Source organism: Janthinobacterium sp. SUN100, assembly GCF_030397705.1.
GTDB lineage: Bacteria > Pseudomonadota > Gammaproteobacteria > Burkholderiales > Burkholderiaceae_D > Janthinobacterium > Janthinobacterium kumbetense.
Genome location: NZ_JAPUBU010000002.1, coordinates 62,609 through 87,598 on the forward strand (window position 1 = coordinate 62,609; position 24,990 = coordinate 87,598).

The window sequence follows — 24,990 nt, forward strand, 5'->3', positions numbered from 1 at the left end:
CTTAGCTGCCCTTGCCTGTCAGCCACGCCGGCTGCGCCACCACCAGGCGCGAGAAGCTGGCGATGCTGGCCACGGCGGCGAAGCCTGCCGCCAGGCACAACGCATACGTCGTGCCCCGGCTGGCGGAAACCGTGAAGCAATACGCGACCAGCGCCGCGCCCGTCGCTTGCCCGATCAGGCGCGACGTGGCCACCACGCCGCTGGCGCCGCCGGCCCGCTCGGGCGGCGCGCTACCCATGATGGCTTTCAGATTGGGCGCCTGGAAGAAACCGAAACCGATGCCGCACAGGGCCATGCGCCAGCCGATGTCGAACACGCTGGGGTGGGCCGGTATCCACACCAGGGTCAGCAAGCCGCCCGCCAGCGCCGCCAGGCCGATGCCGCCCAGCACGCCCGGCGAATAGCGGTCGCTGAGGCGTCCGGCGACGGGCGCCATCACGGCCACCAGCACGGCCCATGGCGTCATCAAAAAGCCCGTCTCGACGGGTGAACGGCCCAGGGTGACTTCAAAGTAAAACGGCAGCGAGACGAAGGCCAGCCCCTGCGCGGCAAACGTGCAGATGGCCGTCAGCGACGACAGCAAAAAAAGGGGACGGCGGAACAGGTCGATCGGCAGCATGGGCGCCGCATGCCCCGCCTGGCGGCGCAGCAGCAAAACAAAGAACACCACCACCGCCACCAGTTCCGGCAGCAAGGTCGACAGCGCCGCGTGATGGGCCGCGTCGCCAAACAACAGGATCAGCAAGCCGAAGGCGCCCACGTTGTACAGCGCCGTGCGCGCATCGAGGGTATGCCCGGACAACTTGGTGGCCGGCAGCATGCGGCTGGCGAGGAAGAAGCCGGCCACGCCCAGCGGCACGTTGATGGCGAACAGCCACGGCCACGAGGCCGTCGCCAGGATCAAGGAGGCGGCCGTGGGCCCGATGGCGAACGCGACGGCCACCACCAGCGCATTGTTGCCGAACGCGCGGCCCAGCAAGTGTTTAGGGTACAGGGCGCGCAGCAGCGCCGTATTGACGCTCATCATGGCGCTGGCGCCGACGCCCTGGAACAAACGCGCCACCACCAGCGACGGCAAGGACCAGGCCAGCGCGCACGCGAGCGAAGCCAACGTAAACAGGAACATGCCGGAGATAAACACGCGCCGGTAGCCGGCGATTTCACCCAGCGCGGAAAACGGCAGCAGGGTCGCCACCATGGCCAGCTGATACACGTTGACGATCCAGACGGAAGCGGCCGGCGTCGTGTGCAGCTCGCCGGCGATGGCCGGCAAGGCCGTGTTGGCGATCGCCGTATCGAGCGAAGCCATGCCCACGCCGATGGCCAGCGCCAGCATGGCCCATACACGGGCGCCGGGCGGCAAGCCGTCCTCGCCCACCATCACGGCTTGCGTTTGCTGCCGCATAGACTGCTGCATACACTACCTGTTCATCTTGCTGATCCGGCCAATACACTAACATGTATGTAAGAAACCTGCAGGACAGGCCAGCTTACTTCTGGCAATCGATGACCTTGAAATCTTTCGAGTAGCAGATGCGCAACTCGCCCGAATGCTTTTCATAGCCGAGCCAGCGGCCCTTCAATTGCGGATTATGCTGCTTCATCCACTGGAACAACTCATTCTTGGGCATGCTGGAGTCCGGCAACTTCAAGGCCTGGAACAGCTCGCGTTCCTTCTCGAAATACTGCTTGGCCGTATCGAAATCGCAGGCGCCATGCTTTTCCCATTCGCCCTGCAGCAAGGCTTCGCCCGGCTGCAGGCACATATAGGGCAGGATCTCGGACGGCGCCAGCTTCGGCAAATTGCCCTTGCAGTAACGCGGGTGCAGTTCCGTCTTGCGCGGCGGCGTCACGGAAATGTCGTCGCAGCTGGCCGGGTTGTTCGACTGCGCCCACAGGCCATGCACGATCCAGCCGAAGTGATTGCTATCGGCGCACTGGAAGGCAGCCTTCTTCGACACGGCGCCACGGCGGCGCTGGCTGTCGCAAAATCCTGGCGACCACGACAGCGCCAGCATGAAGTAATCGGTGGGCACGTTGGTGCTTTGCTTGTAGCACGTGTTTTTCTCGTCCGACGGCTTGACGTCGTAATCGTAGTAGCTGACGTTGCGGGGAATGGCGCAGCTGGCGTCGGCCGCGTGGACGGCGCCGGCAGACAGGCTGATGAACACGGCGGCCAGCGCGGGCAAGACAGTTCTCAATTGCATCGGGTTTCCCTTTCAGAATATAAAACGCCGGCAACTGAGTGCCGGCGCGGTATCAATCAAACAAACTGATTAACAAACCTTGTGCATCCAGCCATGCGTATCAGCCGCCGTGCCATGCTGCAAGCCCAGCAGCGCTTCGCGCAGGGCCAGCGTGACGGCGCCGTTTTCATTGTTGTTGATGGTCATTTCAAAGCCATTGGCCTTGGCCACGCCCACCGGGGTGATGACGGCGGCCGTGCCGCAGGCGAACACTTCGGTCATGCGGCCCGAGGCGATGTCGTCGCGCCATTGCTGGACAGACAATTTACGCTCTTCCGTCGCATAGCCAAGGTCTTTCGCCATTTCCAGCAGGCTGCGGCGGGTGATGCCTGGCAGCAAGGTGCCCGTCAATTCCGGCGTCACGACGGTGACTTTCTCGCCATCCTGGTAGACAAAGAACAAGTTCATGCCGCCCATTTCTTCGATGAATTCGCGGTGCACGGCGTCCAGCCAGACGACCTGGTCGCAGCCCTTCTCTTGCGCTTGCGACTGGGCCATCAGGCTGGCCGCGTAGTTGCCCGCGCACTTGGCTTCACCCGTGCCGCCCGGCGCGGCGCGCACGAAGTCTTCGCTGATCCACACGGTGACGGGTTTCACGCCTTTCGGGAAATAGGCGCCGGCCGGCGAGGCGAACAGCACGAACAGGTATTCTTCCGAAGGACGCACGCCCAGGTAAGGATCGGTGGCGATCATCAGCGGACGCATGTACAGGCTCTCGCCCGTGTTCTTCGGCACCCAGTTGCGGTCTTGCGCAATCAGCGCGTCGCCCGCTTCCAGGAACAGCTCGACAGGGATGGCCGGCATGGCCAGGCGCGCGGCGCTGCGGTTGAAGCGTTCCGCGTTTTGTTCCGGACGGAAAGTCTTGATGCTGCCATCGGGCTGCGCGAACGCCTTATAGCCTTCGAAGATGGCCTGGCCGTAGTGCAGCGACGACGCGGACGGGTCCAGCATCAGCGGGCCGTAAGCCTTCAGTTCGCCCTGCTGCCATTTGCCGTCGCGGTAAGGAATCACCACCATGTGGTCGGTGAAGATGCGGCCGAAGGCGGGATTGACCATGCGCGCGGCGCGTTCGGCGTCGGACAGGGGGTGGGCGGATGGGGTGACGACGAGATTCGGTGTGGAAGTGGTCATGGCAGCAGAAGACGAGTCAGGGAGAATAAAGAGATTCCCTATTGTAGCGCCTAATGCGCGCGGCGAGGCGGCGGATGGCCTTACAGCAATGTTGCGCCGCATCAAAAGGCGGCGCCGTCAGGCGGCCCGCAGGGGCTTGCCCCGCCCTGCTTGCGCTTCCCCGGCGCACTGGCTGCAGCGCATCTGTACGGAAATCACGTTGGCGCCGATGTCCATGCCGTGCGCCAGCGCCGCCTGGCGCAGCTGCTCCACCAGCGGCGCATCCTGCACCAGCACGCTGCGTTCGCACACGCGGCACACGAGGTAGCAGCTGTCAGTTTCCACCTGGTCGGGCTTGATCAAGTAGCGCGCCTTGTTGCCGCTGGCGCTAGCCTCGCGCTCGCGCAGCAGCAAGCCGGCCAGTTCCATTTCCTTGAGCACGCGGTAAATCGTGCCCAGGCTGACGGCAATGCCGATGTGCAGCAGTTGCTGATAAATGCCTTCCGCATTCATCGCTTGCCGCTGCGTGCCGGCCAGCACTTGCAAGATGCAGATGCGCGCGCTGGTCGGGCGCAGGCGCACGGCGCGCAAGCGCTCGAACACGCGGCCATCGCCCTGGTATTGAATGTCTTGCATGGGATTCTCCGCTTGTGCGTTCTGCTCTACTGACATTGCCAAGCGAGAAGCGCAAAAGGGAACCGGGAAATGAAAAAAAGCGCCGTTCCCGACTACTGGAACGGCGCCTTGCGCTACCTCAAACCGGCAAACATCAGAACTTCATGTTGGCCGTCAGGGTTGCCGAGCGGCCCGGTGCCACGCCAGCGTAATGCGGCGAGGAAACCTTGTCGAAGTACAGCTTGTTCGTCAGGTTCTGGATGTTCAGCTGCAGGGTCACGTTGCGGTTGACCACATAGCTGGCCATGGCGTCGAAGCGCGTGTAGGCCGGGGCAAACTTGTTGTTGGCCACGTTCGCATAGACCTTGTCGACGTAGTTCACGCCGCCGCCCACCGTGATGGCGGGCGTGACCAGGTAGGACGTCCACAGCGAGGCGCTGTTTTTCGGCGTCGTCGGGAACTGGTTGCCGTTGTATGGCGACGGTGCATATACGGGTACCGCCGTCGTGCCCGTATTGACGTAGCCATTGTTTTCCACGATGGCGTTCAGGTGCGTGTAGCCGCCGAACACCGACCATTCCTTGGTGATATTGCCGCTCACGCCCAGCTCGATACCCTTGACTTGCTTGTCGCCCACGTTTTGCGTGGTGCCGTCCGGTGCCGTCACACGCGCATTGCTCATGTCGCTCTGGAAATAGGCGCCGCTCACGGACAGGCGGCCACCCGGCAGCACTTCCCATTTCGTGCCCAGCTCGAAGCTCTTGCTTTCCTGCGGCTTCAGGTTCTGGATGGCGACCGTCAAGCCGTCGATGCCGTCGCCGCCGTCATTGCCCGGTGGCGTGGACGAGGTGCCGTAGGAAACATACACGCTGCTGTTGGTCGATGGCTTGTACACCAGACCCGCCTGGTAGCTGGCGAAGGTGGCGTGCACCTTGGCGCTGGTGGCGGCGGTGGTCTTGCCGTCGAGCGTGTATTGCGGCGTGTTCAGCGAACTCTTGTAGTCATCCCAGCGGATACCCACGTTGAGCAGCCATTGCGGCGTGAACTCGATGGTGTCGAAGCCGTACACGGAACGCGTGTTGGTGACGATATTCGTGCGTGCCGGCGACACCGTGCGCGTGTAGACCCACGGGTCGTTGGCGTTCGGGTTGAGCAACGGTGCGCAGTTGTACAGGGTGGCCGCGCCATAGGTCGGGCAGTTGGAACCGACTTTTTCCAGCGGGTTGTTCGCCCCCGGGCTGAACATATAGGAGCTGCGATCCGTTTCCTCGCGGCCGATTTCCAGGCCCACCGTGTAGGTGTGCTTCACGCCGCCGGCCAGGAATTCGCCGCCCAGGCTGGTCGCATTGGCCAGCGCGTCCGTATCGGTCGTGCGCGTGTTGGCGCGGCGCCAGACGGTGCCGTACAACATGGTGTTGCCCTTGGAATCGTCGGGCTGGGTCCACACGTAGTCGTTGCTGGTCTTGCCGTAACGGGTTACGTTGCGCAAAATCAACTTGTTGCCGAAGTCGTGGCGCACGTCGATGGTGCCGATATCGCTTTGCGTGTCGCGGAAATCGCGGTTGACCAGGCCATAGAAGGTGTCGCGCGGCACGTTGACGGGGGTGCCGTTGCCGTTTTTCGATACATTCGCGCCCGACGAGAACGGGTTGTTGAACGGCAAGCCGGTGTCCGGCAATTCGCTCGACTGCATGTGGTAGTAGCTGAGGGTCGCCTGCGTGGCCGATTTCAGGCCGAAGGTGATCGATGGCGCGATGCCCCAGCGGTCGCCATTGATGTAGTCGCGGCCGGCCACATGGGCGTCATGCGCCATCACGTTCAGGCGCACGGCCACGTCGTCGCTGATGACGCGGTTCACGTCGGCCGTGGCGCGGCGGTACTTGGCGCTGCCCAGGCCCACGGTGGCGTTGGTGAAATTGTCGACTTTCGGCGTCTTGCTGATCAGGTTGACGCCGCCGCCCGCGGACGAACGTCCACCGTAGGCCGAGTTCGGGCCCTTGACGACTTCGATTTGTTCCAGCGCAAAGATTTCACGCGATTGGGAACCCGTGTCGCGGATGCCGTCGATATACGTATCCGTTTGCGCGTTGTAGCCGCGGATAAACAGGTTGTCGCCCACAGGGTTGCCGCCTTCGCCGGCGCCGATGGTGATGCCCGGCACGGTGCGCAGCGCATCCGTCAGCGAGACGGCGCCCGTTTGCGAAATGATTTCGGCAGGAATCACGGTGACGGATTTCGGCGTGTCCAGCAGCGGCGCCGTCAGCTTGTCGTTGGCCGATTTGACGGGCGCCTGGATCAGGCGGTCAGCCGTGCCCACGACCTTGACTTCCTGCAACTGCTGCGGCTTGTCCACCGTTTGCGCGTGCAGCGCCAGCGGCATGGCCAGGGTGGCAAACGCGGCCAGGGCCGTGCCATGCATGCGTGGCGCGGAAGTGGTGTGGTGCTTGCGGCTGCGGATGAGGGCTGCCGGCTTGGCGGCGCCCGCTTGGTCTTTCAATGTCATCGCTATCTTTCACTCTATCGGATGGATTAAATTATGGCTGGCTACTGCGCCGTGGCGCCTGGCTGGCTCGTTGATTGCTTGGGTACGACAAAACTAGAACCGCCACAGCGCCGTCATGCGCAACGCCCGGGGCGAGCCGGGCGCGATGTTGTCGTTGCTGTGGGCGGAGGCAAAATATTTTCTGTTGAACAGGTTTTCCACATTCAGCTGCAGTTGGAATGCCCCTTGCGGCTTGAAGTAGACGGCGCCATCGACGCGGGCAAATCCCGGCAGCGCCACCGTATTCGACACGGACGCATACACGGCGCTGCGGGCAATGATGCCCAGCGCCGCACCCCAGGCCGGCGAAAAATCGTAGCGGTTCCACAGCGACAGGCTGTGCCGAGGCACATGGGCCACCGTGGCCCCCTCGAATGCCGTGGCCGATTGCGTGGCCGTCAGCACGGCCCGCTGCCAGGCATAGCCGCCCGCGATGCTCCACCCGGGTTGGACCTTGCCTTTCACTTCCAGTTCCAGCCCCTCGCTGCGCTGGCCATCGACCAGCATGGCCCGCGTGGCGTCATTCGGGTCGGTGACGGCGACCTTGCTGCGCGTCAAACGGTACAGGGCCGCGCTGGCCGACAGGTCCGGCGTGGCTTCCCATTTCACGCCCGCTTCCACATTGCGAAAACGTTCAGGTTCAAACACGGCATTGCTGGGCGTCAATGACGCCAGCTGTTCGCCCGCGCGCGGCAAGAACGATTGGCTGACGCTGGCATACAGCGACAGCGCGGGCACGGGCTGATAGATCAGGGCCGCGCGCGGCGACCACGGCGCATCCGTGCGGGCGATGCGCGCGCCATTGCGGCGGTTGACGAAATCGACGGCGAAGCGCTCGTAGCGCAGGCCGGCAATCGCCTGCCATTGCGGGCTGAAACGGACCTGGTCCTGCAGGTACAGGGCGGCCGTGTCGGCCACGCCATGGTTGTCGGCATCCGTGGCGCTGGGGCGGAAGGTCACGGGCAAGTCCGTCACGGGGTGCGAAGTGGGCAGGCTGATGTGCGTGACGCCCTCGCCCAGGGTCGTGAAATAGCCGGTGTTGCGCAGATTGTCCGTCGTCTGGCGGCCCAGTTCCCCGCCCGCCGTCAGGCGGTGCCGCACGGCGCCGCTGCTTACCGTCCACTCCACGTCAGTCTGGTTGAACAGGTTGCGCCGCAAGGTGGCGCTGTTGTACGCCAGCACCGTCACGCTGGCGCCGTCCGCGCTGACGGGGCCGGGAAAGGCATTCTGGTACAGCTTGTCGTAATCGGCCAGGCGCGTGCGGTTGCGCAAGACCGCACCGCCGGCGAACGCATGCTCGATGGTCACGCCCAGCGCGTCGATGTAGGCCCACGACGGGCTGCTGCCGGCGATGCCGAAAAACGTGGACGGGTCCGTGTCGAACGGCCGGCCCCGGTACGAAGGCACGCCCCGGTCCGTCACGCGGTCGTCGCGGAAGTGTTCATAGCTGGCTTGCACGGTGGTGCGCGGCGACAGGCGCCAGGCCACGACGGGGTTGACGGCGCTGCGGCGCACCTTGACGCCCTGGCGAAACGAGCCGCTGTTTTCCGCCATGGCGTTGACGCGCACGGCCACGTCGCCTTTCACGACCTGTTGCAGATCGATGGCGGCGCGCCCGTTGCGCCAGGCGCCCAGGCTCAGCGTTGCTTCGCCGCCATTGACCCACTGCGGCTGCTTGGTGGCCCGGTTGATCACGCCACCGCCGCCGCCATGGCCGAAGACCAGGGCGTTCGGCCCCTTGATGGCCTCGACCGCTTCGATATTGTAGAAATCGCGGTAGTACTGCACGTCGTCGCGCATGCCGTCCAGATAGAAATCCGAGGTCGAGCTGTTGCCGCGCAGCACGGCCGTATCGCGGTTGCCCTCGCCTGCGGCCGTGCCCACGCCCGGCATGTAGCGCATGGCGTCGGCCAGGGTGCGCATGTCCTGGTCGCGTATCAATTCGCGGCTCACCACGCTGACGGCCTGCGGCGTGTCATGCAGGGCCGTGTCGTTGCGGCTGGCGGCGGAAGAACTGGTACGGCGGTAGCCATCGTCGCCGCTGCCCTGCACGGTGACGGGCGCCAGCACTTGCAAGCCGGCGCCCTCCCCGTCCAGGTCGGCGCGCAGGGGCGTCGGGGCCAGGCGCACGATGTAACTTCCGTCCGGCAACTGCACGGCCACGAGGCCCGTTCCTGCCAGCAATTGCTGCAAGCCCTGGCCCGTGGCCACGGTGGCGTTCAAGCCGGCGCTGCGTTTGCCCTGCGTCAAGCCGCCTTCGGCCGACAGCAAGATGCCCGCCTGGCCCGCGAACTGGCGCAGGGCCTGGCCCAGGGGCGCGGCGGCGATGCGGAAGCTGTGCACGGTCTCTTCCGCCGCTGCTGCCATCGCATGCATGACAGGCACGGCCAGCAACGCCGCGGCCAGGGACAGCGGCAGCAGACGGCGGGCAAACGGCAGGGAGACAGGGTACGGCGGCACGGCATTCCTTATTGATGTTGAGCAGCTTACTTCTACCTTGCCAAACAACTTTTCAAAAAGGGAACTACTTTTTGAGAAATATTCTCATTTACTATTTTGACTGCGGCAGCTGGGCTTCCACCGTCACCCACCAGTCATGCAGGCGATGTATTTTCACAGGCAAGGTCGCTTCCAGCGCCGCCAGGATGCGGTCCGTATCGGCCAGCGGGTAGCTGCCCACCAGGCGCAGGTGGGCCACTTCGGGCGCGCAGCCCAGGTGGCCGCGCCGGTAGCGCGACAGTTGCGCGAGGAAATCATCGAGCCGCATCTGTTCCGGCTGCAGGCGGTACTCGATCCACGCGGCCCCGTTCGGGTCGGCGGCGTATGGCTCGCCGATGAAACCGTCGCCGAAGCGCACCTGCTGGCCGGCCGGCACGATGCGCGGCACGCCGCCATCGCGGGGCGCCACCTCGACGCTGCCCTCGTAGACGGCCAGCAAGGTGGCATCGCCCTGCGGCTGCACGCTGAAACGCGTGCCCAGCGCGCGCAGGCGGCCGTGCACGGTGTCGACCACGAGCGGGCGCGCCGGCTGGCGGCTGTCGCGCGCGGAGGCGAGATAGATTTCGCCGCCATGCAGGGCGATGCGGCGCAGCGTGTCGCTGTAATCGATGTCGAGGGCAGTTGCCGTGTTCAGCCACAGTTGCGAACCGTCGGCCAGCGCCAGCTGGCGGATGGTGCCGACCGGCGTTTTTTCGCCCGCATGCAGGCTGGCAACCCAGCTGCGCGTATCGCGCCGCAGCAGCGCGGCGCCGCCCGTGCCGGCAGTCAGGCACAGCGCCAGCAAGCCCTTGACCAGGCTGCGGCGCGCGGCGTCGCTCTGGCGCGGGCCTGCGGCGTCGAGCGCCTGGCGCGCCGGTTCCGCCGGCACCTGGCGAAATTCGGCGCTGACAGCTCCCACCCTGCGCCAGGCGGCGCGGTGGGCAGGCGAGCTGGCATGCCAGCGCTCCCAGGCTTGCTGGTCGGCAGGGCCGGCATCGTCCCCGCGCAGCACGGCGAACCATTCGGCCGCTTCCTGCAGGATGGCGTAGTCGGCCGGCGGCATGGCGGTGCCTGGCTTAGGCGGCATCATCCATGCACAGCATGCATTGCAGCATGGCTTGCGCCATGTATTTTTTCACCATGCGTTCGGATACATCCAGCTGGCCGGCGATCTGCGCATACGTCAGGCCGTCGAGTTGCGCCAGCAGGAAGGCCTGACGCGCGCGCGGCGACAGGGTATCGAGCATGGCGTCGATGCGGCACAGGGCTTCGACCACGAGGGCCCGCTCTTCCGGCGACGGCGCCGTCATTTCGGGATGGCTAGCCAGGGCCGCCAGGAACGTGCGTTCCAGGGTCAGGCGGCGCCAGTGATTGACCAGCAAGCCATTGGCCACCGTGCTCAGGTAGGCGCGCGGTTCGCGCAGGCTGTCCGCCGATTGCGTCGCCAGCATGCGCACGAAGGTGTCCTGCGCCAAGTCGGCCGCACCGTCGCGGCAACCGAGCTTGCGCCACAGCCAGTTATACAGCCAGCCATGGTGGCTGGCGTACAGGTCGCTAAAGGTATCGAGGGAGGGAGAAATGGTGGACACGGGCACGCAAACAAAGGGGCTGCCATACTTGCCGGTCAAGCGGGTCAGCACTGCATCACGAATGAGAATGATTTTCATTTTCACACAATTTCACGACGATGTAAATTATCAAAAGCATCATCCCAGCCTGGCGCGGGCATTTTGCGCAACAGTGCCAGTGCTCCATCATTTGCGAATGATTCTCGTTTGCGTTAAAATGTCAGCCTTCCTTCTTCCCCGCCATGCCTGACTCCCCAGCATAGCGGCGCCATTGAAAGCCGCCATGACGACCTCCTCCCTTCCACAACCCCAGTTGCGCGCCAGCGCCGACGAGGCGCCGGAGACCCGCCAACAGCAACACCAGCCTGCCGCCAACCCGCCGCAACGGCGCTGGCACTGGAGCTGGAAGCAGGTGTGGTTTCAATTGCACTGGTTCATCGGCATCACGGCCGGCACGGTGCTGGTGATCATCGGCCTGAGCGGCGCTACCCTGGCGTTCAAGGATGAATTGCTCGATGTCATGAATCCCGGCGTGCGCCATGTCGCCGTGGAAACGCGCGCGCCGCTGACGCCTGGCCAGTTGAGCAACATTGCCGCTGCCGAACACGGCCAGCGCGTCGCCTCCATCACCATGTACGCCGAGGCGGGCGCGGCGCCACGCGTCTTCTTCGCGCCAAAGAATGGCCAGCGGCGCGGCGAGTCCATTTATGTCCACCCGTACACGGGCGCCACCCAGCCGGCACTGACGGGCGCGGGCTTTTTCGAGTGGACGGAATCGCTGCACCGCTGGCTGCTGCTGCCCCGCGATCCGGGCCGGCAAGTGGCGGGCGCGCTGGCCCTGTGCCTGCTGGGACTCGCCCTGTCCGGCCTGTATCTGCGCTGGCCACACCGTCCGCTGGACTGGCGCACCTGGCTGACCTTCGACCCTGCATTAAAAGGCCGCTCCTTCCTGTGGAACCTGCACGCCGTGGCCGGCACGTGGTGCCTGGTGGTCTACGTGGCGCTAACCCTGACGGGCATTTACTGGAGCTATGACGTGGTGCGCGACAATATCGACGCCTGGGCCGGCAAGCCGCCCCGCGTGGCGCAAGCGCCGGGCAAGCAAGGCCAGCCCAGGGAAAAGAAAGAAGCGCCGGCCGTCGACCTCGGTCCGGCCTGGAGCAGCTTCCAGCAGCACGCGACCGGCTGGACCCTGGCCAGCGTACGCCTGCCGACACGCGCCGGCGAAGCCGTGCAATTCACGTGGCTGGCCAGCGACGCGCAGCACGAGCGGGCGCGCAGCCGCATGAGCATTGCAGCGGCCGACGGCGTGGTGACGGAAAACGAACCGTACAGCCAGCAAGCGCTGGGTGCGCGCCTCGTCAACATCATTTATCCGCTGCACATGGGCACGTATTTTGGCTTGCCGGGCCGCATCATCGTCACCCTGGCCAGCCTGGGCCTGCCCCTGTTCGCCATCACGGGCTGGATGCTGTACCTGGGCCGCCGCAAGGCGAAACGCGCCGTGCAGGCGCAGCGCGCCATGCTGGGCGCCGGCGCGCCGGGCCAGGCGAACACGGGCTTGCCCACCCTGGTGGCCTACGCCAGCCAGTCGGGCCAGGCCGAGCGCCTGGCCCTGGAAAGCGCGCGCGCCCTGCAGCAGGCGGGCGTGGCCGTCGACGTCCAGTCGCTGGACCAGTTCGATCCCGCGCAATTGCGCCAGTACGAACGGGCCCTGATCGTCGCCAGCACGTTTGGCGAAGGCGAGGCGCCGGACGGCACGCGCCGCTTCGCGCGCCTGCTGCAGCAAACCTCCGGCACGCCGCTGGCGGGCCTGGAATTCGGCATGCTGGCCCTGGGCGACCGCCATTACAGCGCCTTCTGCGGCTTTGGCCATGCGCTGGCGCAACAATTGCAAACGCTGGGCGCCACGCCCCTGTTTCCCCTGATCGAAGTGGACAAGCACGACCCCGCCGCCCTGGCCGACTGGTCCACAGCGCTGGCCCGCTGCAGCGGCAGCGCCATCGACGCCATCGGCGTGCAGGAAGAAGCGTCGTATGCCGAGTGGCGCCTGGCGCGCCGCGTGCTGCTCAACCCGGGCAGCCAGGGCGGCGAACTGCATGAAATCACCTTGACGGGCCCGGCCGGCGCCAGCTGGGAAGCGGGCGCGCTGGCGGAAATCATTCCCTGCAATGCGGACGGCAGCGATGGCGATGCCAGCAATGCCCATCACACGCCGCGCAGCTACTCGATCGCCTCGCTGCCGTCCGATGGCGAACTGCAGTTGCTGGTGCGCCAGGAACGCCATGCGGGCGAGGAAAATCAAGGCCATGGCCTCAGCTCCGGCTGGCTGACGCGCTTCGCCCCGCTGAACGCCGCCATCCGCCTGCGCCTGCAAGCCAATCCGGCCTTCGCCCCCGCCCTGGTCGACGTGCCCTGCATTTATATCGGCAACGGTTCCGGCCTGGCCGGCCTGCGCTCGCACTTGCGCGCGCGCCAGCGGGCGGGACTGGCCCGCAACTGGCTGCTGTTCGGCGAGCGCCAGCAAGCTTTTGACAGCGTCTGCGGCACAGAGTTGCAAGGCTGGCTGGACGCTGGCCACCTGGCGCGCCTGGACCGCGTCTTTTCGCGCGATGGCGCCGATGCCGGCAAGCGTGAATACGTGCAAGACCGCCTGCGCGCCAACGCCGGGACGCTGCGCGACTGGCTGGCGCAAGGGGCCATCGTCTACGTGTGCGGCAGCCTGCAAGGCATGGCGGCAGGAATCGATGCTGTGCTGCAAGAATTGCTGGGCCAGGAGGGACTCGACGCCCTGCTGGCGGCCGGACGCTACCGCCGCGACGTGTATTGACCTGGCTCAAGCCATCGCCGGTGCCGCCCGGCTATGTGGGCCGGCGCACGGTCGGCGCCAGCCATCGGATTACAGTGAGGGCATGGCGGCCGGGCGATAAACCCGCGCCGCCCCACCCACTGTCTGCGAGGCTTCCCATGAAAAACCCTTGGATGAGCATGTACCTGAGCGCCGCCAACCGCATCGCCAACACGGCGCGCGGCCATGCGACGGCCGCCGTCAAGCGCGAAGCGGCGAAAAATACGCGGCAATTAACCCAAGTGTGGTTCGATTCCTTCCTGCCGCCAACAGGCAAGCCGCGGCGCAGCCGCAAGGCGAAATAAGCTCCTGGCAACGGGCGAACTGGTGCGGTGCATCACAGCAATAAATTGAAGTTTCAATCAGATGAACTAAACTGCAAGCATGGTAGTACATAAGGAAGTGACCGGCAGGCGCCGCATCCCCGCGCCGCCGCCGGGACACCGGGAGACGACCATGTTGACGCTCAAAGTGCTGGCTTGCCTTGCCCTGTCGGCCTTGCTGCTCGTACCCCTCGTGCTGCGCGACGCAATGCAGACGTCCGCCGGGCAGCAATTGCAGGTGCCGAATGTCGATGCGCAAGGCATGTGGGCCCACTGGCCTAAGCAATAAGACGCGCGGCTGAGAAAACACCGCTGACTGCGTTGCCGTGCCTCGTCGTACATTCGTACTGCCTTCGGCGCGGCGCCTTGCCAGCGGCGTTTTTCAGCGGCGCTCGGTAGTGGATTGCATCGTTAAAACCGCTTTGTTTTGCGGATGGGGATTTGTTCTCTCCTCCCATTTATTTTTGCCTTGATTTGCTCCCCCTCTTCATCACACTTTTGATCCAGATCATGGATTTCCACCTTTGCTGCGCCCAAACTGGAACAGTCCGCTTCGCACCGTGACGGACTTAACCTGGAGCATCAGCATGGGTAAATCGGATTGGAAGGATGAGATGGCGCTGGGCGTTCCCGTCATCGACGAGGCGCATGAAGCGCTGTTTCGGGAACTGGCGCGGCTGCAGCAGTTGGGCGACCAGCATTTCAGCATGGCGTTTCGCGAGCTGATCGCGGCCGTCGAACGCGATTTTCGCGAGGAAGAGGATTTGATGGAGCAGATCGCCTTTCCCTCGCTGGCCAACCACCGCGAACAGCATGCGCGCGTGCTCAGCGGCCTGCACCATGCCTGGGCCGCCGTCGATGAAGGCGACCTGGAACAGGGGCGCCATGCACTGTCGCTGTTGCCGCAATGGCTGATCTTTCACCAGGCCACGATGGACCTGGCCCTGGCGGCGGCGCTGGAGCTGGTGCAGCGCCAGCCTAGCTAGCTTCTACAGCAGCAGCACCGTGGCTTGCTCGGGCAAGACGACGCGGTAGTGGCCCGGGTATTTGTCTTCGCCATCGAAAATCTTGCAAAACACGGGCTGGTTGATGTCGTTGACGGCGGCCTCGTTCATGGGCAGGGTGGCGATCAGCTGCTCGCCTTCGACCAGTTGCAGCGCGCTGCCCCGCTCGGCAGCGCAAAACGCCAGCGATTGCACATCGCTGGCGAACGGCCGCTTGTACCACGGCGTGATGGCCCGCACGGCGCGCCGGGCGTCCTGCAAGACCTGCCCCACGCGCTTGACGTTCCAGGCATCGCGCGCCACGGACGGCTGAAGCACGATATTCGCCGTCAACTCGCCCCTGTTCTTATTCACCAGGAAAGTACCGTCCTGCGCGGCGATGTCTTCGTTGAGCGGCACGACGAACACGCCGCCGTCGGACACCTTGATCGGCATGGGCGCGCCATTGCCTTGCAAGGCCACGCGCACGTCGTCGATGGTGGCGCTCAGCTTGGCCGGAATCAGGCGCAGGGCCATGACCACGCTGCCGCTCGACACTTGCCACACTTTCCGGGCCGTCAGATAACTGTCGCGGTAAGCCGTGAAGCGCACGCGCGGCGCCTTGGCGTCGCTGCTGGCGGTGACCGTCACCGTTTGCGATGGCAAGGTTTCCTCCGCGCCCGCCGGCGCCGCTGGCGCCACGGGCGTGGCTGGCGCAGGGGGTGGCGGCACGAGCGGCGGTGGCGCGACGGCGGCGGGCGGCACGCTGGCGCTCTGCAGCGGCGCGGGGATAGCCGGCGGCGCGTGCTCCTGGGCCTGGCCCAGCGACACGACACACAACCATCCGGCACAAGCGATCCATGTACGCATGCATTTCTTTCAATAAGGAAAATATTTTATCAGCGCCTGCATTATCGCAGAAGGCCAGCCCATGCGCCGCCCTTGGCCTGGCCGCACTCTTTTGGTGCGCACGCTTGATTATTTAACAAATACCACTTATATTGATAATGATTCTTATTCACATAAGTGAAGGGAATCGCGCGCCCTTCTTTTCCACTGCCCGCACGCGCCGGGCCTTGCGGTGGAACTGCTATCCAAGCCAGACCACGGGCCAGCGTCACGCCATCCCCCAGCTACTGCGCACCTCGCCAGACGAGATAGGAAAACACACAACTACAATATGCCAGGAAAATGATGCAATCAACGACAGTCTTCCCTCCTTCGCGCCAGCCCGCCTTGCGCCCCCTCCCCCGCCTGTTACACGTCGCCCTGCTGAGCCTAGCCGCCGGCACAGTCTTGCCGGCCCAGGCCGCCGACGCCGCCGCGGCCGACGTCACCATGCCGGCCGTCACCGTGCTGGGCCAGTCGATGGCCGGCACGGAAGGCACGCAGTCGTACACGACAGGCGAAGCGCGCAGCGCCACGCGCATGGACCTGTCCCTGCGCGAAACGCCGCAATCGGTCAGCGTCATCACGCGCCAGTTGCTCGACGACCTGGGCGCCGTGCGCCTGGACCAGGCGCTGGCGCAGACGACGGGCATCCAGGTTGGCCAGAATGACACGGAGCGCACGACCTTTTATGCGCGCGGCTTCGGCATCAACAATATCCAGATCGACGGCATGGCGCGCGGCGGCAATGCGCCGCTGCAAGACACGATTTTGTACGACCGCATCGAGGTCGTGCGCGGCGCCACCGGTCTGATGGGCGGCAAGGGCGACCCGTCGGCCACCATCAACATGATACGCAAGCGGCCGACGAAGGAATTCCAGGCCAGCGCCGGCCTCATCATGGGCCGCTGGGATGATCAGCGCGTCGAGGCCGACCTGTCCACGCCGCTGAACGCGCAGGGCAGCGTGCGCGCGCGCACGGCCCTGGCGTGGCAAAAACGCGACTCCTACCTGGACATGTATCACGAACGCAAGACGGTCGGCATGCTCATCGTCGAGGCGGACCTGCGTCCCGGCACCCTGCTGACGGCGGGCGTCGACTTCCAGGACAACCAGCCCACGGGCGCCACCTGGGGCGCCGTGCCCTACTGGAACGCGGACGGCAGCCTGGCGAATTTGCCGCGCAACACCAGCTGGACGGCGCCATGGAGCACCTGGGCCGAAAAGCAGCACACGGTGTTCACCTCGGTGGACCAGCGCCTGCCGGGCAACTGGAATCTGCACCTCGGCTATGCGCGCACGGAAAGCACGAACCGCACCACCGTTCTGTATGCGGGCAAAGGTTATCCCGATCCCGCCACGGGTAAAGGCATGGAACTGTGGACGGGCGCCCGGGGTGCGGGAGAAAGGAACAGCGACAATTTCGACGTCTACGCCAGCGGACCATTTACCTTGCTGGGACGCAAGCACACGGCCATCATCGGCTGGAATGGCAATAACGGCCAGGATCGCTCCCCCGGCGGCAAGGCGAAAATCGACTATGAACCTTTGGTCCCCGATTACCGCAGCTGGACGGGCAACATCCCCCGCCCCGTGTTCACCCCGGATGGCTCGCACACGGAAAGCGTGACGCGCCTGGCGGGCGGCTATGTGGCCACGCGTTTGAGCCTGGCCGACCCGCTGCACGTGATCATCGGCGCGCGCAGCAGCACCTATCGCACGGACACGCGCAGCTACAACACGCAAGGCGTGTACACGGGCAGCAGCGACTTTGTGGAAACGCGCAATGAAGTCACGCCGTACGTGGGCGCCGTGTTCGATATCAACAAGCAATATTCGGCCTACGCCAGCTTCACGCAGCTGTTCAACCCGCAAACGAGCAAGGACCGCAACAACCAGTTCCTGGCGCCGGAAACGGGCGACAATGCCGAGCTGGGCGTCAAGGGGGAATTCTATGAAGGCAAGCTGAATGCGTCGGCCGCCCTGTTCCACACGAAGAAAAAGAACCTGGCGGAACTCGACCGTTCCGTGCCGCCCGGCTTTTTGCTGCCCGACGGCGGCCAGGCCATGGTGGCCAACGGCGCCGGCGTGACGGCCAAGGGCGTCGAATTCGACGTTTCCGGCCAGTTAACGCCCGCCTGGGAAGCGAGCGGCGGCTATACCTATCTGCACGCGGCCGAGGCCGATGGCCGCCGCGCCGCCACCACGCAGCCGCGCCATTTGCTGCGCCTGGCCACCAGCTACCGTTTCGACGGCCGCCTGGCAGGGCTGAAAGCGGGCGCCAGCATGACGGCGCAAAGCGCCACCTACAGCGAATCGTGGTACGGCCGTCCGCCGTCAAGCGAGATGACGAACATCCCGCAAGCCGGTTATGCGCTGGTCAACGCCATGGCCAGCTATGCCATCAACCGCCATGCCAGCGTGCAGCTGAACGTGAATAACTTGCTCGACAAAAAGTACTACCGCAACGTGGGCTTCTTCGACGGCGTGTTCTGGGGCGAACCGCGCAACATCAGCCTGGCCGTGCGCACGGCATTTTAAGCGGGACGCAGTGCATCAGGCTGCCGGCGCGCTGCGCCAGTGCGCGGGCGCGGGCAAAGTGAAGCCTTCGAGCAAAGGACCGCCCACGGGCGCCAGCACGGCGGCGGCCACCTGCCCGAACGCATGCTGGCCGGCCGGCAAGTCGCTGGCGACCAGGCGCAGCGCGCCGTCCAGCTGCCCGGCGACGGCGGCGTCGAACGCCTGCAGGCGGCGGAACAGATGCTTGCCGCCGCCGCTCCATACGCCCGCCGCGCGCAAATGCAGGTCGGCCAGCGCTTCGTATAGCTGGCAAGCCACGGCTAGCGCCTCGCCCGGGTGCGCGCTGTCGACCAGGTCTTCCAGCGCCGTGGTGATGGCGTAGCGGCGCCGCTGCAGGTTTTCCACGTCGAGCAAGGGCGGCCCGGCTGCGACGATGGCTTGCGCCAGCGCCAGCAGCTGCGCGTGCTGCGCTCCGGGCGCAAGGATGTTTTCCCCTTCCACCACCATCATCACCAGCGGCACCTTGCCGCCCGGCGCATCGATTTCCTTGCAAAAATACGTGAACGTGGCCATGTCGTGCGCGAACAGTTCCACCGTGCGCCCTTCGGCCACGAGGGTGTCGCGCCAGGCGCAATCGACGTGGTCGAACAGCAGCAGCAAGTCGATGTCGGAAGTGGGCGTCTGCCGGCCCGTGGCGAACGAGCCGCCGATGATGGCCGCCACGGCCGTGGGATAGCGTTCACGCACCAGCCGCACGGCGATCGCGCGGATAGCGTCATAGGTGGAAATGTCTGTCACAGCCAGTGTTCCTTGCCGAAAAGCACTATCCTACACGCGATACGCGGCCTGCCGCCATCCTGCTACACTGGCGCTCTCTGATCAAGGAACCAACATGGAATACGATTGCATCGTGGTGCCCTCGCCCGTGGGCGAGCTGACGCTGGTGGCGCGCGGGACGGCCCTGGCCGCCATCCTGTGGGAAAACGACAAGCCCAACCGCGTGCGCCTGGGCGCGATGCGCGTCGATGACGGTTGCGCCGTGCTGCAGGAAACGGCGCGCCAGCTGGCGGAATATTTCGCCGGCACGCGCCAGCGTTTTGACGTGCCGCTCGATTTCGCCGGCACGCCTTTCCAGCAGGAAGTGTGGCGCGCACTGCTGACGATACCGTATGGCCAGACGCGCAGCTATGGCGAGATCGCACGCCAGATCGGCCGTCCCGCCGCCGTGCGCGCCGTGGGCGCCGCCAACGGCAAGAATCCCATTTCCATCATCGCCCCCTGCCACAGGGTCATCGGCGCCACGGGCGAGTTGACGGGCTTTGCGGGCGGCCTGCATGCCAAGGAAACCCTGCTGGCGCTGGAAGGCATCGCCCTGTCCAGCGACCGCGAAGCGCTGAAAACGGGTCACGCCCGCCGCCGCGCCGTGCCCGTCGATACGGCGCAAGGCTGCTTGTTTTAGACGCGGCATCGCTCCCCTTGTGGGATACTCACGCCCTCCGTTCAAGCAAACACACCCTATGCCCTACCTTGTCATCCTGTTCTTTGTCGTCCTGTATTTGCTGGCCACGTTCTTTTTTCACATCCCCGCCCTGGTTGCCCTCGTGTATGGCGTGCTGAGCCTGAGCTGTTTCGTTGCCTATGCGATCGACAAATCGGCCGCCAAAGGGGGCCGCTGGCGCACCTCGGAACGCACCCTGCTGCTGCTGGGGCTGCTGTGCGGCTGGCCGGGCGCCGTGCTGGCCCAGCAATGGCTGCGCCACAAGTCCAGCAAGCGCTCGTTCCGCATCCTGTTCTGGATCACGGTTGCCCTCAATATCGGCGCCTTCGTGTATTTCAGCATGCATTACGCGGCGCCCGATATCGGCACCGAGGTGGCACCCATCGAACTGTAAAACCGCTGCAAGCCAAGATGTAACAATTATTGCAGCCCGTTGTTCTTGAAATGATCGCCTGTCAGAATATCAATATTCACGATATTCAAGCCAATTCATTTACACGGGAAAGCCCTTTTCGACCATGCGTACCTTGCAATTCCACAATTCCTTCCTGTTCCGCCTTGCCGCCGCGATTTGTTTCGCTATCACCTTGGCGGGCTGCACAAGCTATCGCTTTATTCCCCCGGACTCCGATGCGGGGCGTCAATGCGTGACGAGTTGCGGGACCAATCGGCAAATATGCATAGCCGGCAAGGAACAAGTTGCCGCGGCCCAGGCACAAGCTTGCGAGATGCGCAACGTCAGTACCGTTTCCCTCTGCCTGGCCGTGGCGAAAACAGATGCGGACCGGGAACTGTGCTCGAAGAAACGCCAATATTGTTCCTCAAACAACTCTGCAACGTGGCAATGCGAGGCGGATTACCGAAGCTGCTATACGCAATGCGGCGGCAGGATCGAGGAAAGCGAATAAACGCGGACAGCCTGATGCCGTCGTACAGGATGCCTTGTGCCGAGCGCAAGGCGCGATGAACGACGCGCGGCAGGCTTGATGCATCTGCTTACTCACCCAGCAGGCGCAGCGATTCCAGCCAGTCCGCCTTCCATTCGCGCAGCAACGGTTGCGTGGCGAACGCCTTCTTCAGGTGCGCCATCGGCACGCGGTGCACGTCGTGCAAGCCGAACGCCAACGTCACCGGATGCCACAGATGGCTGTTCTTGCCGCCGCGCGAATTCTTGCGCACGCGCGCGCCATCGTCGCCGAAGATGCCCACGCCGCTGGCCAGCCCCTTGTCCAGGTCGACCTTGCCCACGCCGGCAAAGGCCAGCAGAATCTGCTCGCGCCCCAGGCCCTTCAAGGCGCTGGGCAAGACCACCGGGCCCTTGTCCGCCTCTGCGACATCCGGCTGCGGATGCTGCAACTCCTTGAGCAAACGCAACAGATCGCGCTCCTGGAAGTGCAAGCCGTCCAGCGGCGCGCGCAATCCCGGTGCCTTCAGTTCGATGGCGATATTGCCCGAGTCGCGCGTAAAACGCAGCCACACGTCGTCCGCGCCCGAGGCCAGGTGCTGCTTGTCCCCGATAAACACGACGGGCGCCGCATAGCGCGTCACGCCGTCGTGGAACAGCTCGGCCCATGCGTCGCTGTAATCGAGCCAGACGTAGGGCAAGCCGCCCTGCTCCAGCAAGCGCGCCAGGGTCCACGGCGTGCCCGTCTGTTCAGCCAGCCAGGCACAGGCGTCAAGGGCGGTGGCGCGGTATGGCAGGGATATGGCAGTCATGGCGGTTCCATCGATAAAAGTGGAGCGCAGTGTAGCAGACCTCGTCCTCATCCCCTTCGGCAGGCGCAGCGGGACGCTGCGCGATGTGCTAGGCTGGAAGCATCAGCACGCGCCATGCCCATTCCGGCCGCCTGGCGCACTACCGCGAGGGGATCACCATGCATTCGAGCACCAACGCCGCCACCGCACCTGCCCCGCCACCGGAACGCGATTCGCCCACGCCGGCCAGCGAAAGCCATGCCGAGGAAGCGCTCGATGAAGCGCTGAAGGAAAGCTTCCCGGCCAGCGACCCGATCGCCATTGCCACGCCAAAACCAGCCGGCAAGACGCCGCCCTGAAGGCACGCCTTGCCAGCCACCGTTGCGGTGGCTTTTTTTTGCCTGAACTGAATCCGGACGCCCCGCCCCCGCGTAGATGGCTATGCCACGACCGAACGAAGTTACTACGCGGAAAGGAAACGCCATGCAGCATTACAGCAAAAAGACGGATCCCCTGGACCAGCGCCTGTACCTGGCCCAGCGCATCGACCGGGCCGATGCGCGCTTGCAACGCTTGCACGATGCGGCCGAGCGCGAACGCTGCGCGCAATGGATCACGGCCTGGGCCGTGGCGGCGGGCGCCGACGCGCCGCGCGGCATGAAGCTGCGCATCCGCGGCGAATTCATCCTGCTTTGATCCAAAACAAAAGCCCCGCCCGGTGCATGCGCACGGGGCGGGGCCAGTCAAACCGATAGTTTCCTAATCGGACGTGTCGCGGTACTGCTCGGGCGTCGTGTCGCCATCGGCGACTTCATACCACATCGCATTGAGCACGGCGAAGGTCGCCGCCAGCGGAAGACCCAGTATCCAGGCGAAATACCACATAGTTATATCCTTTCGTTGATTCTTAGTAGGCGTGACCGCTGTCGTCCTTGATTGCTTTTGCATCAACCTTGCCCCACAGCACTTTATACACCCACGTCGTGTACGCCACGATGAGGGGAATGAAGACGGCCGTGACGACCAGCATGATGAACAGGGTCATGTGGCTGGACGAGGAATCCCACACCGTCAGGCTGGCGCGCGGGTCGATCGACGATGGCAGGATGAACGGGAACATGGCCGCGCCCACGCCGAGGATGATGCCGGCGATGCCAGCCGCGCTGGCCAGCAAGGCGGGCACTTCGCGGCGCGCGCGCTGGCAGGCGAAAGCCAGCAGCGGGCAAAGCAGGCCCAGCGCAGGGGCGATCCAGGTCCAGGGATGGGCGGCAAAGTTGAGGAACCAGGCGCCCACGTGCACTTCCGCCGTTTTCAGCAGCGGATTCGACGGACCGTCGACCACCACCGTGCTGCTGATGCGGTAGCCATCGACCCACAGCCACAGGGCCACGCCGGCCAGCGCATACAGCACGACGGTGGCAAGCGCCGCCACGCTGCCGTAGCGGCGCGCCCGTTCGGCAACCGGGCCGTCCGTTTTCAGCTGCAGCCAGGTGGCGCCGTGCATCACCAGCATGGCCACCGAGACGAGGCCGCACAGCAGCGCAAACGGGTTGAGCAGCGCAAAGAAACTGCCGTCATAGAAGATATGCATGTCTGCCGAGAAACGGAACGGCACGCCTTGCAGCACGTTGCCGATGGCCACGCCGCAGATCAGGGCCGGCACGAAGCCGCCCACGAACAGGGCCGCATCCCAGCGGGCGCGCCAGCGGGGGTCTTCGCGCTTGCTGCGGAACTTGAAGGCCACGGGGCGCACGAGCAGCGCCACGAGGATGACGAACATGGCCAGGTAAAAACCCGAAAACGACACGGCGTACAGCTGCGGCCAGGCGGCGAAGATGGCGCCGCCGCCGAGGATCAGCCACACCTGGTTGCCTTCCCACACGGGACCGATACTGTTGATGACGACCCTGCGCTCGAGGTCCGTCTTGCCGACGAAGGGCAGCAGGATGCCCGTGCCCAGGTCGAAGCCGTCCGTGATGGCAAAGCCCACCAGCAAGATGCCGATCAGCAGCCACCAGATCAGGCGCAGTGTTTCGTAAGAAATCATTTCATGCAAAATCATGGTCTGGCCCTCCTTAGGCGCGTTGAGTATGAATGGCTGCGGGGGCTGGCACGGGGGCCGGCGCCTTCTCTTCCGGCCCCTTGCGGATGGCCTTGAGCATGAGCTTCATTTCAATAATCAACAGCACGGTGTAGATGGCGGCAAAGCCGGCAATCGTGATCAGGAGGGTCGAAGCGCCCAGATTCGAGACGGCCACGGCCGTCGGCAGCACGCCTTCGATCACCCACGGCTGGCGGCCCACTTCGGCCACGATCCAGCCCGCTTCAATGGCCACCCACGGCAGCGGGATGGCGAACACGGCCAGCTTCAGCAGCCAGCGGTGCTTGTCCAGGGTGCGGCGCGTCGACAGCAGGAAGAAGGTGCCGGTCAGCAAGATAAAGAACATGCCCAGGCCCACCATCACGCGGAAGGACCAGAACAGGGGCGCCACGGGCGGCACGGTATCGAGCGCGGCCTTGCGAATTTGCTCGGGCGTGGCCTGGCGCGGGTCGTCGACATAGCGTTTCAGCAGCAAGGCATAGCCCATGGACTGGCCTTTCGACTCGAACATGTCCTTCGCGTCCTGCGGCACGGGGCTGCCCGGCGCCACGCTGCGGATGGTTTGCAGCGCGTCATACGCCTGGATGCCATCCTTGATCAGCAGTTCGCCGCGGTCGACCAATTGCTCGATGCCGGGGATTTCCGTCGTCAGCGAACGCGTGCCGATCAAGCCCATCACCATCGGGATGTGCACGGCGTAATGCGTCTCGCGCGCTTTCGCGTCGGGGAAGCCGAAGGCCGTGAAGGCGGCCGGGGCCGGCTCCGTGGTCCACATGGCCTCGATCGCGGCCAGCTTCATCTTTTGGTGTTCCGACGACAGGTAGCCGCTTTCATCGCCCAGTACCACCACCGACAGCGAGGCGGCCAGGCCGAACGAGGCGGCGACCGTCATCGAGCGCTTGGCCAGCTGCACGTGGCGGCCCTTCAGCAGATACCAGGCGGAAATACCCAGCACGAACACGGCTGCGGCCGTATAGCCGGCCGACACCGTGTGCACGAATTTCGCCTGAGCAACAGGATTCGTCAGCACGGCGCCGAAATCCGTCACTTCCATGCGCATGGTTTGCGGATTGAAGGCCGCGCCGACGGGATTTTGCATCCAGCCGTTGGCGATCAGGATCCACAGGGCCGAGAAGTTCGAACCGATGGCCACCAGCCAGGTCGTGACCAGGTGGCCCCGCTTCGACAGCTTGTCCCAGCCGAAGAAGAACAGGCCGACGAAGGTCGCTTCCAGGAAGAAGGCCATCAAGCCCTCGATGGCCAGCGGCGCGCCGAAAATGTCGCCCACGTAATGGCTGTAGTAGCTCCAGTTCATGCCGAACTGGAATTCCATGACGATGCCCGTCGCCACGCCCATGGCGAAGTTGATGCCGAACAAGACACCCCAGAACTTGGTCATGTCGCGCCAGATGGGGCGGTTCGTCATCACGTAAACCGTCTCCATGATGGCGAGGATCACTGACAGGCCTATCGTCAGCGGAACGAATATAAAGTGGTACAGGGCTGTCAGCGCAAACTGCAGTCTGGATAAAGCGACAATATCGAAGTCCATATGATTTCCTTGGTGTTTCCCTA

Annotated in this window: 24 protein-coding genes; 10 read left to right on the plus strand and 14 right to left on the minus strand. The window is 64.7% G+C overall.

Annotation, left to right across the window (positions count from 1 at the left end):
• Position 1: 1 nt before the first annotated feature.
• The 8 genes from O0881_RS12515 to O0881_RS12550 all read right to left on the minus strand — a co-directional run bounded on the left by O0881_RS12515 (position 2) and on the right by O0881_RS12550 (position 10,658).
• Positions 2-1,417, minus strand: coding sequence for an MFS transporter (locus O0881_RS12515; RefSeq protein ID WP_289911533.1), 1,416 nt, complete (start codon positions 1,415-1,417; stop codon positions 2-4).
• 73 nt (positions 1,418-1,490) lie between these two features.
• On the minus strand, positions 1,491-2,207 hold the full coding sequence (locus O0881_RS12520) for a hypothetical protein (protein WP_289911535.1): 717 nt from the start codon (positions 2,205-2,207) through the stop codon (positions 1,491-1,493).
• Between the two features lie 69 nt (positions 2,208-2,276).
• Positions 2,277-3,377 carry a branched-chain amino acid aminotransferase gene (locus tag O0881_RS12525; protein WP_289911536.1) on the minus strand — a complete coding sequence of 367 codons (1,101 nt, stop codon included), beginning with the start codon at positions 3,375-3,377 and terminating at the stop codon, positions 2,277-2,279.
• A gap of 117 nt (positions 3,378-3,494) precedes the next feature.
• Positions 3,495-3,992, minus strand: a complete 498-nt coding sequence (locus O0881_RS12530) for a transcriptional repressor (protein ID WP_289911538.1) — start codon at positions 3,990-3,992, stop codon at positions 3,495-3,497.
• A gap of 133 nt (positions 3,993-4,125) precedes the next feature.
• The gene (locus tag O0881_RS12535; protein ID WP_289911539.1) at positions 4,126-6,474 is read right to left on the minus strand and encodes a TonB-dependent siderophore receptor; all 2,349 of its coding nucleotides are present in this window, start codon (positions 6,472-6,474) and stop codon (positions 4,126-4,128) included.
• Between the two features lie 93 nt (positions 6,475-6,567).
• Positions 6,568-8,973, minus strand: a complete 2,406-nt coding sequence (locus O0881_RS12540; RefSeq protein WP_289911540.1) for a TonB-dependent siderophore receptor — start codon at positions 8,971-8,973, stop codon at positions 6,568-6,570.
• A gap of 91 nt (positions 8,974-9,064) precedes the next feature.
• Positions 9,065-10,081, minus strand: a complete 1,017-nt coding sequence (locus O0881_RS12545; RefSeq protein WP_289911542.1) for a FecR domain-containing protein — start codon at positions 10,079-10,081, stop codon at positions 9,065-9,067.
• On the minus strand, positions 10,068-10,658 hold the full coding sequence (locus tag O0881_RS12550) for a sigma-70 family RNA polymerase sigma factor (RefSeq protein WP_289911543.1): 591 nt from the start codon (positions 10,656-10,658) through the stop codon (positions 10,068-10,070). The genes O0881_RS12545 and O0881_RS12550 overlap by 14 nt, the downstream gene beginning before the upstream one ends.
• A 184-nt stretch (positions 10,659-10,842) precedes the next feature.
• On the opposite strand from O0881_RS12550, the gene O0881_RS12555 reads away from it, so the two are divergent.
• The 4 genes from O0881_RS12555 to O0881_RS12570 all read left to right on the plus strand — a co-directional run bounded on the left by O0881_RS12555 (position 10,843) and on the right by O0881_RS12570 (position 14,716).
• Entirely contained in the window at positions 10,843-13,389 is a 2,547-nt protein-coding gene (locus O0881_RS12555; RefSeq protein WP_289911545.1) for a sulfite reductase flavoprotein subunit alpha, read from the plus strand.
• 137 nt (positions 13,390-13,526) lie between these two features.
• Positions 13,527-13,712: a hypothetical protein gene (locus tag O0881_RS12560; protein ID WP_099402374.1), complete on the plus strand. Its 186-nt coding sequence runs from the start codon at positions 13,527-13,529 to the stop codon at positions 13,710-13,712.
• Between the two features lie 151 nt (positions 13,713-13,863).
• Positions 13,864-14,019 (plus strand): hypothetical protein, encoded by a 156-nt coding sequence (locus O0881_RS12565; protein ID WP_180278567.1) that lies wholly within the window; start codon positions 13,864-13,866, stop codon positions 14,017-14,019.
• A 298-nt stretch (positions 14,020-14,317) separates the two neighbouring features.
• Positions 14,318-14,716: a hemerythrin family protein gene (locus O0881_RS12570; RefSeq protein ID WP_289911548.1), complete on the plus strand. Its 399-nt coding sequence runs from the start codon at positions 14,318-14,320 to the stop codon at positions 14,714-14,716.
• A 3-nt stretch (positions 14,717-14,719) separates the two neighbouring features.
• On the opposite strand, the gene O0881_RS12575 is transcribed toward O0881_RS12570, so the two are convergent.
• Positions 14,720-15,583, minus strand: a complete 864-nt coding sequence (locus O0881_RS12575) for a hypothetical protein (RefSeq protein ID WP_289911550.1) — start codon at positions 15,581-15,583, stop codon at positions 14,720-14,722.
• Positions 15,584-15,907: 324 nt separating this feature from the next.
• Here O0881_RS12575 and O0881_RS12580 point away from each other — a divergent pair, with 324 nt between their 5' ends.
• Positions 15,908-18,142 carry a TonB-dependent siderophore receptor gene (locus tag O0881_RS12580; protein ID WP_289911551.1) on the plus strand — a complete coding sequence of 745 codons (2,235 nt, stop codon included), beginning with the start codon at positions 15,908-15,910 and terminating at the stop codon, positions 18,140-18,142.
• Positions 18,143-18,157: 15 nt separating this feature from the next.
• Here O0881_RS12580 and O0881_RS12585 read toward each other — a convergent pair whose 3' ends face one another.
• Positions 18,158-18,919, minus strand: a complete 762-nt coding sequence (locus O0881_RS12585) for a nucleotidyltransferase domain-containing protein (RefSeq protein ID WP_289905475.1) — start codon at positions 18,917-18,919, stop codon at positions 18,158-18,160.
• A gap of 94 nt (positions 18,920-19,013) precedes the next feature.
• Between O0881_RS12585 and O0881_RS12590 the strand changes: the two genes are divergently transcribed.
• From O0881_RS12590 to O0881_RS12600, 3 genes are all read left to right on the plus strand, one after another.
• Entirely contained in the window at positions 19,014-19,580 is a 567-nt protein-coding gene (locus O0881_RS12590; protein WP_289905476.1) for a methylated-DNA--[protein]-cysteine S-methyltransferase, read from the plus strand.
• Between the two features lie 58 nt (positions 19,581-19,638).
• Complete coding sequence (locus O0881_RS12595; RefSeq protein ID WP_099664481.1) at positions 19,639-20,013, plus strand: DUF1294 domain-containing protein; 375 nt, start codon at positions 19,639-19,641, stop codon at positions 20,011-20,013.
• A 124-nt stretch (positions 20,014-20,137) separates the two neighbouring features.
• Complete coding sequence (locus tag O0881_RS12600; RefSeq protein ID WP_289905478.1) at positions 20,138-20,527, plus strand: hypothetical protein; 390 nt, start codon at positions 20,138-20,140, stop codon at positions 20,525-20,527.
• Between the two features lie 88 nt (positions 20,528-20,615).
• Here O0881_RS12600 and O0881_RS12605 read toward each other — a convergent pair whose 3' ends face one another.
• The gene (locus O0881_RS12605) at positions 20,616-21,335 is read right to left on the minus strand and encodes a hypothetical protein (RefSeq protein WP_289898943.1); all 720 of its coding nucleotides are present in this window, start codon (positions 21,333-21,335) and stop codon (positions 20,616-20,618) included.
• Positions 21,336-21,493: 158 nt separating this feature from the next.
• Between O0881_RS12605 and O0881_RS12610 the strand changes: the two genes are divergently transcribed.
• Positions 21,494-21,673 (plus strand): hypothetical protein, encoded by a 180-nt coding sequence (locus O0881_RS12610; RefSeq protein ID WP_099664483.1) that lies wholly within the window; start codon positions 21,494-21,496, stop codon positions 21,671-21,673.
• A gap of 124 nt (positions 21,674-21,797) precedes the next feature.
• Positions 21,798-22,010 (plus strand): hypothetical protein, encoded by a 213-nt coding sequence (locus O0881_RS12615; protein ID WP_099664484.1) that lies wholly within the window; start codon positions 21,798-21,800, stop codon positions 22,008-22,010.
• A gap of 63 nt (positions 22,011-22,073) precedes the next feature.
• On the opposite strand, the gene cydX is transcribed toward O0881_RS12615, so the two are convergent.
• Genes cydX through O0881_RS12630 form a run of 3 tightly spaced genes read right to left on the minus strand, consistent with a single transcriptional unit; the run spans position 22,074 to position 24,967 of the window.
• Positions 22,074-22,199 carry a cytochrome bd-I oxidase subunit CydX gene (cydX, locus tag O0881_RS12620; RefSeq protein WP_077402854.1) on the minus strand — a complete coding sequence of 42 codons (126 nt, stop codon included), beginning with the start codon at positions 22,197-22,199 and terminating at the stop codon, positions 22,074-22,076.
• Positions 22,200-22,221: 22 nt separating this feature from the next.
• Positions 22,222-23,376, minus strand: coding sequence for a cytochrome d ubiquinol oxidase subunit II (gene cydB, locus O0881_RS12625; protein ID WP_289911552.1), 1,155 nt, complete (start codon positions 23,374-23,376; stop codon positions 22,222-22,224).
• A 13-nt stretch (positions 23,377-23,389) separates the two neighbouring features.
• Entirely contained in the window at positions 23,390-24,967 is a 1,578-nt protein-coding gene (locus O0881_RS12630; protein ID WP_289911553.1) for a cytochrome ubiquinol oxidase subunit I, read from the minus strand.
• Positions 24,968-24,990: the final 23 nt, after the last annotated feature.

Bases quoted from the DNA above. Each gene is read 5' to 3' on its own strand.
- O0881_RS12515 (WP_289911533.1), bottom strand. From the start codon at position 1,417: ATGCAGCAGTCTATGCGGCAGCAAACGCAAGCCGTGATGGTGGGCGAG.
- O0881_RS12615 (WP_099664484.1), top strand. From the start codon at position 21,798: ATGCAGCATTACAGCAAAAAGACGGATCCCCTGGACCAGCGCCTGTAC.
- O0881_RS12580 (WP_289911551.1), top strand. From the start codon at position 15,908: ATGCAATCAACGACAGTCTTCCCTCCTTCGCGCCAGCCCGCCTTGCGC.
- O0881_RS12525 (WP_289911536.1), bottom strand. From the start codon at position 3,377: ATGACCACTTCCACACCGAATCTCGTCGTCACCCCATCCGCCCACCCC.
- O0881_RS12565 (WP_180278567.1), top strand. From the start codon at position 13,864: ATGTTGACGCTCAAAGTGCTGGCTTGCCTTGCCCTGTCGGCCTTGCTG.
- O0881_RS12550 (WP_289911543.1), bottom strand. From the start codon at position 10,658: ATGAAAATCATTCTCATTCGTGATGCAGTGCTGACCCGCTTGACCGGC.
- cydX (WP_077402854.1), bottom strand. From the start codon at position 22,199: ATGTGGTATTTCGCCTGGATACTGGGTCTTCCGCTGGCGGCGACCTTC.
- O0881_RS12610 (WP_099664483.1), top strand. From the start codon at position 21,494: ATGCATTCGAGCACCAACGCCGCCACCGCACCTGCCCCGCCACCGGAA.
- O0881_RS12545 (WP_289911542.1), bottom strand. From the start codon at position 10,081: ATGATGCCGCCTAAGCCAGGCACCGCCATGCCGCCGGCCGACTACGCC.
- O0881_RS12560 (WP_099402374.1), top strand. From the start codon at position 13,527: ATGAAAAACCCTTGGATGAGCATGTACCTGAGCGCCGCCAACCGCATC.
- O0881_RS12595 (WP_099664481.1), top strand. From the start codon at position 19,639: ATGCCCTACCTTGTCATCCTGTTCTTTGTCGTCCTGTATTTGCTGGCC.
- O0881_RS12520 (WP_289911535.1), bottom strand. From the start codon at position 2,207: ATGCAATTGAGAACTGTCTTGCCCGCGCTGGCCGCCGTGTTCATCAGC.
- O0881_RS12575 (WP_289911550.1), bottom strand. From the start codon at position 15,583: ATGCGTACATGGATCGCTTGTGCCGGATGGTTGTGTGTCGTGTCGCTG.
- O0881_RS12600 (WP_289905478.1), top strand. From the start codon at position 20,138: ATGCGTACCTTGCAATTCCACAATTCCTTCCTGTTCCGCCTTGCCGCC.
- O0881_RS12590 (WP_289905476.1), top strand. From the start codon at position 19,014: ATGGAATACGATTGCATCGTGGTGCCCTCGCCCGTGGGCGAGCTGACG.
- cydB (WP_289911552.1), bottom strand. From the start codon at position 23,376: ATGATTTTGCATGAAATGATTTCTTACGAAACACTGCGCCTGATCTGG.
- O0881_RS12570 (WP_289911548.1), top strand. From the start codon at position 14,318: ATGGGTAAATCGGATTGGAAGGATGAGATGGCGCTGGGCGTTCCCGTC.
- O0881_RS12530 (WP_289911538.1), bottom strand. From the start codon at position 3,992: ATGCAAGACATTCAATACCAGGGCGATGGCCGCGTGTTCGAGCGCTTG.
- O0881_RS12605 (WP_289898943.1), bottom strand. From the start codon at position 21,335: ATGACTGCCATATCCCTGCCATACCGCGCCACCGCCCTTGACGCCTGT.
- O0881_RS12535 (WP_289911539.1), bottom strand. From the start codon at position 6,474: ATGACATTGAAAGACCAAGCGGGCGCCGCCAAGCCGGCAGCCCTCATC.
- O0881_RS12630 (WP_289911553.1), bottom strand. From the start codon at position 24,967: ATGGACTTCGATATTGTCGCTTTATCCAGACTGCAGTTTGCGCTGACA.
- O0881_RS12555 (WP_289911545.1), top strand. From the start codon at position 10,843: ATGACGACCTCCTCCCTTCCACAACCCCAGTTGCGCGCCAGCGCCGAC.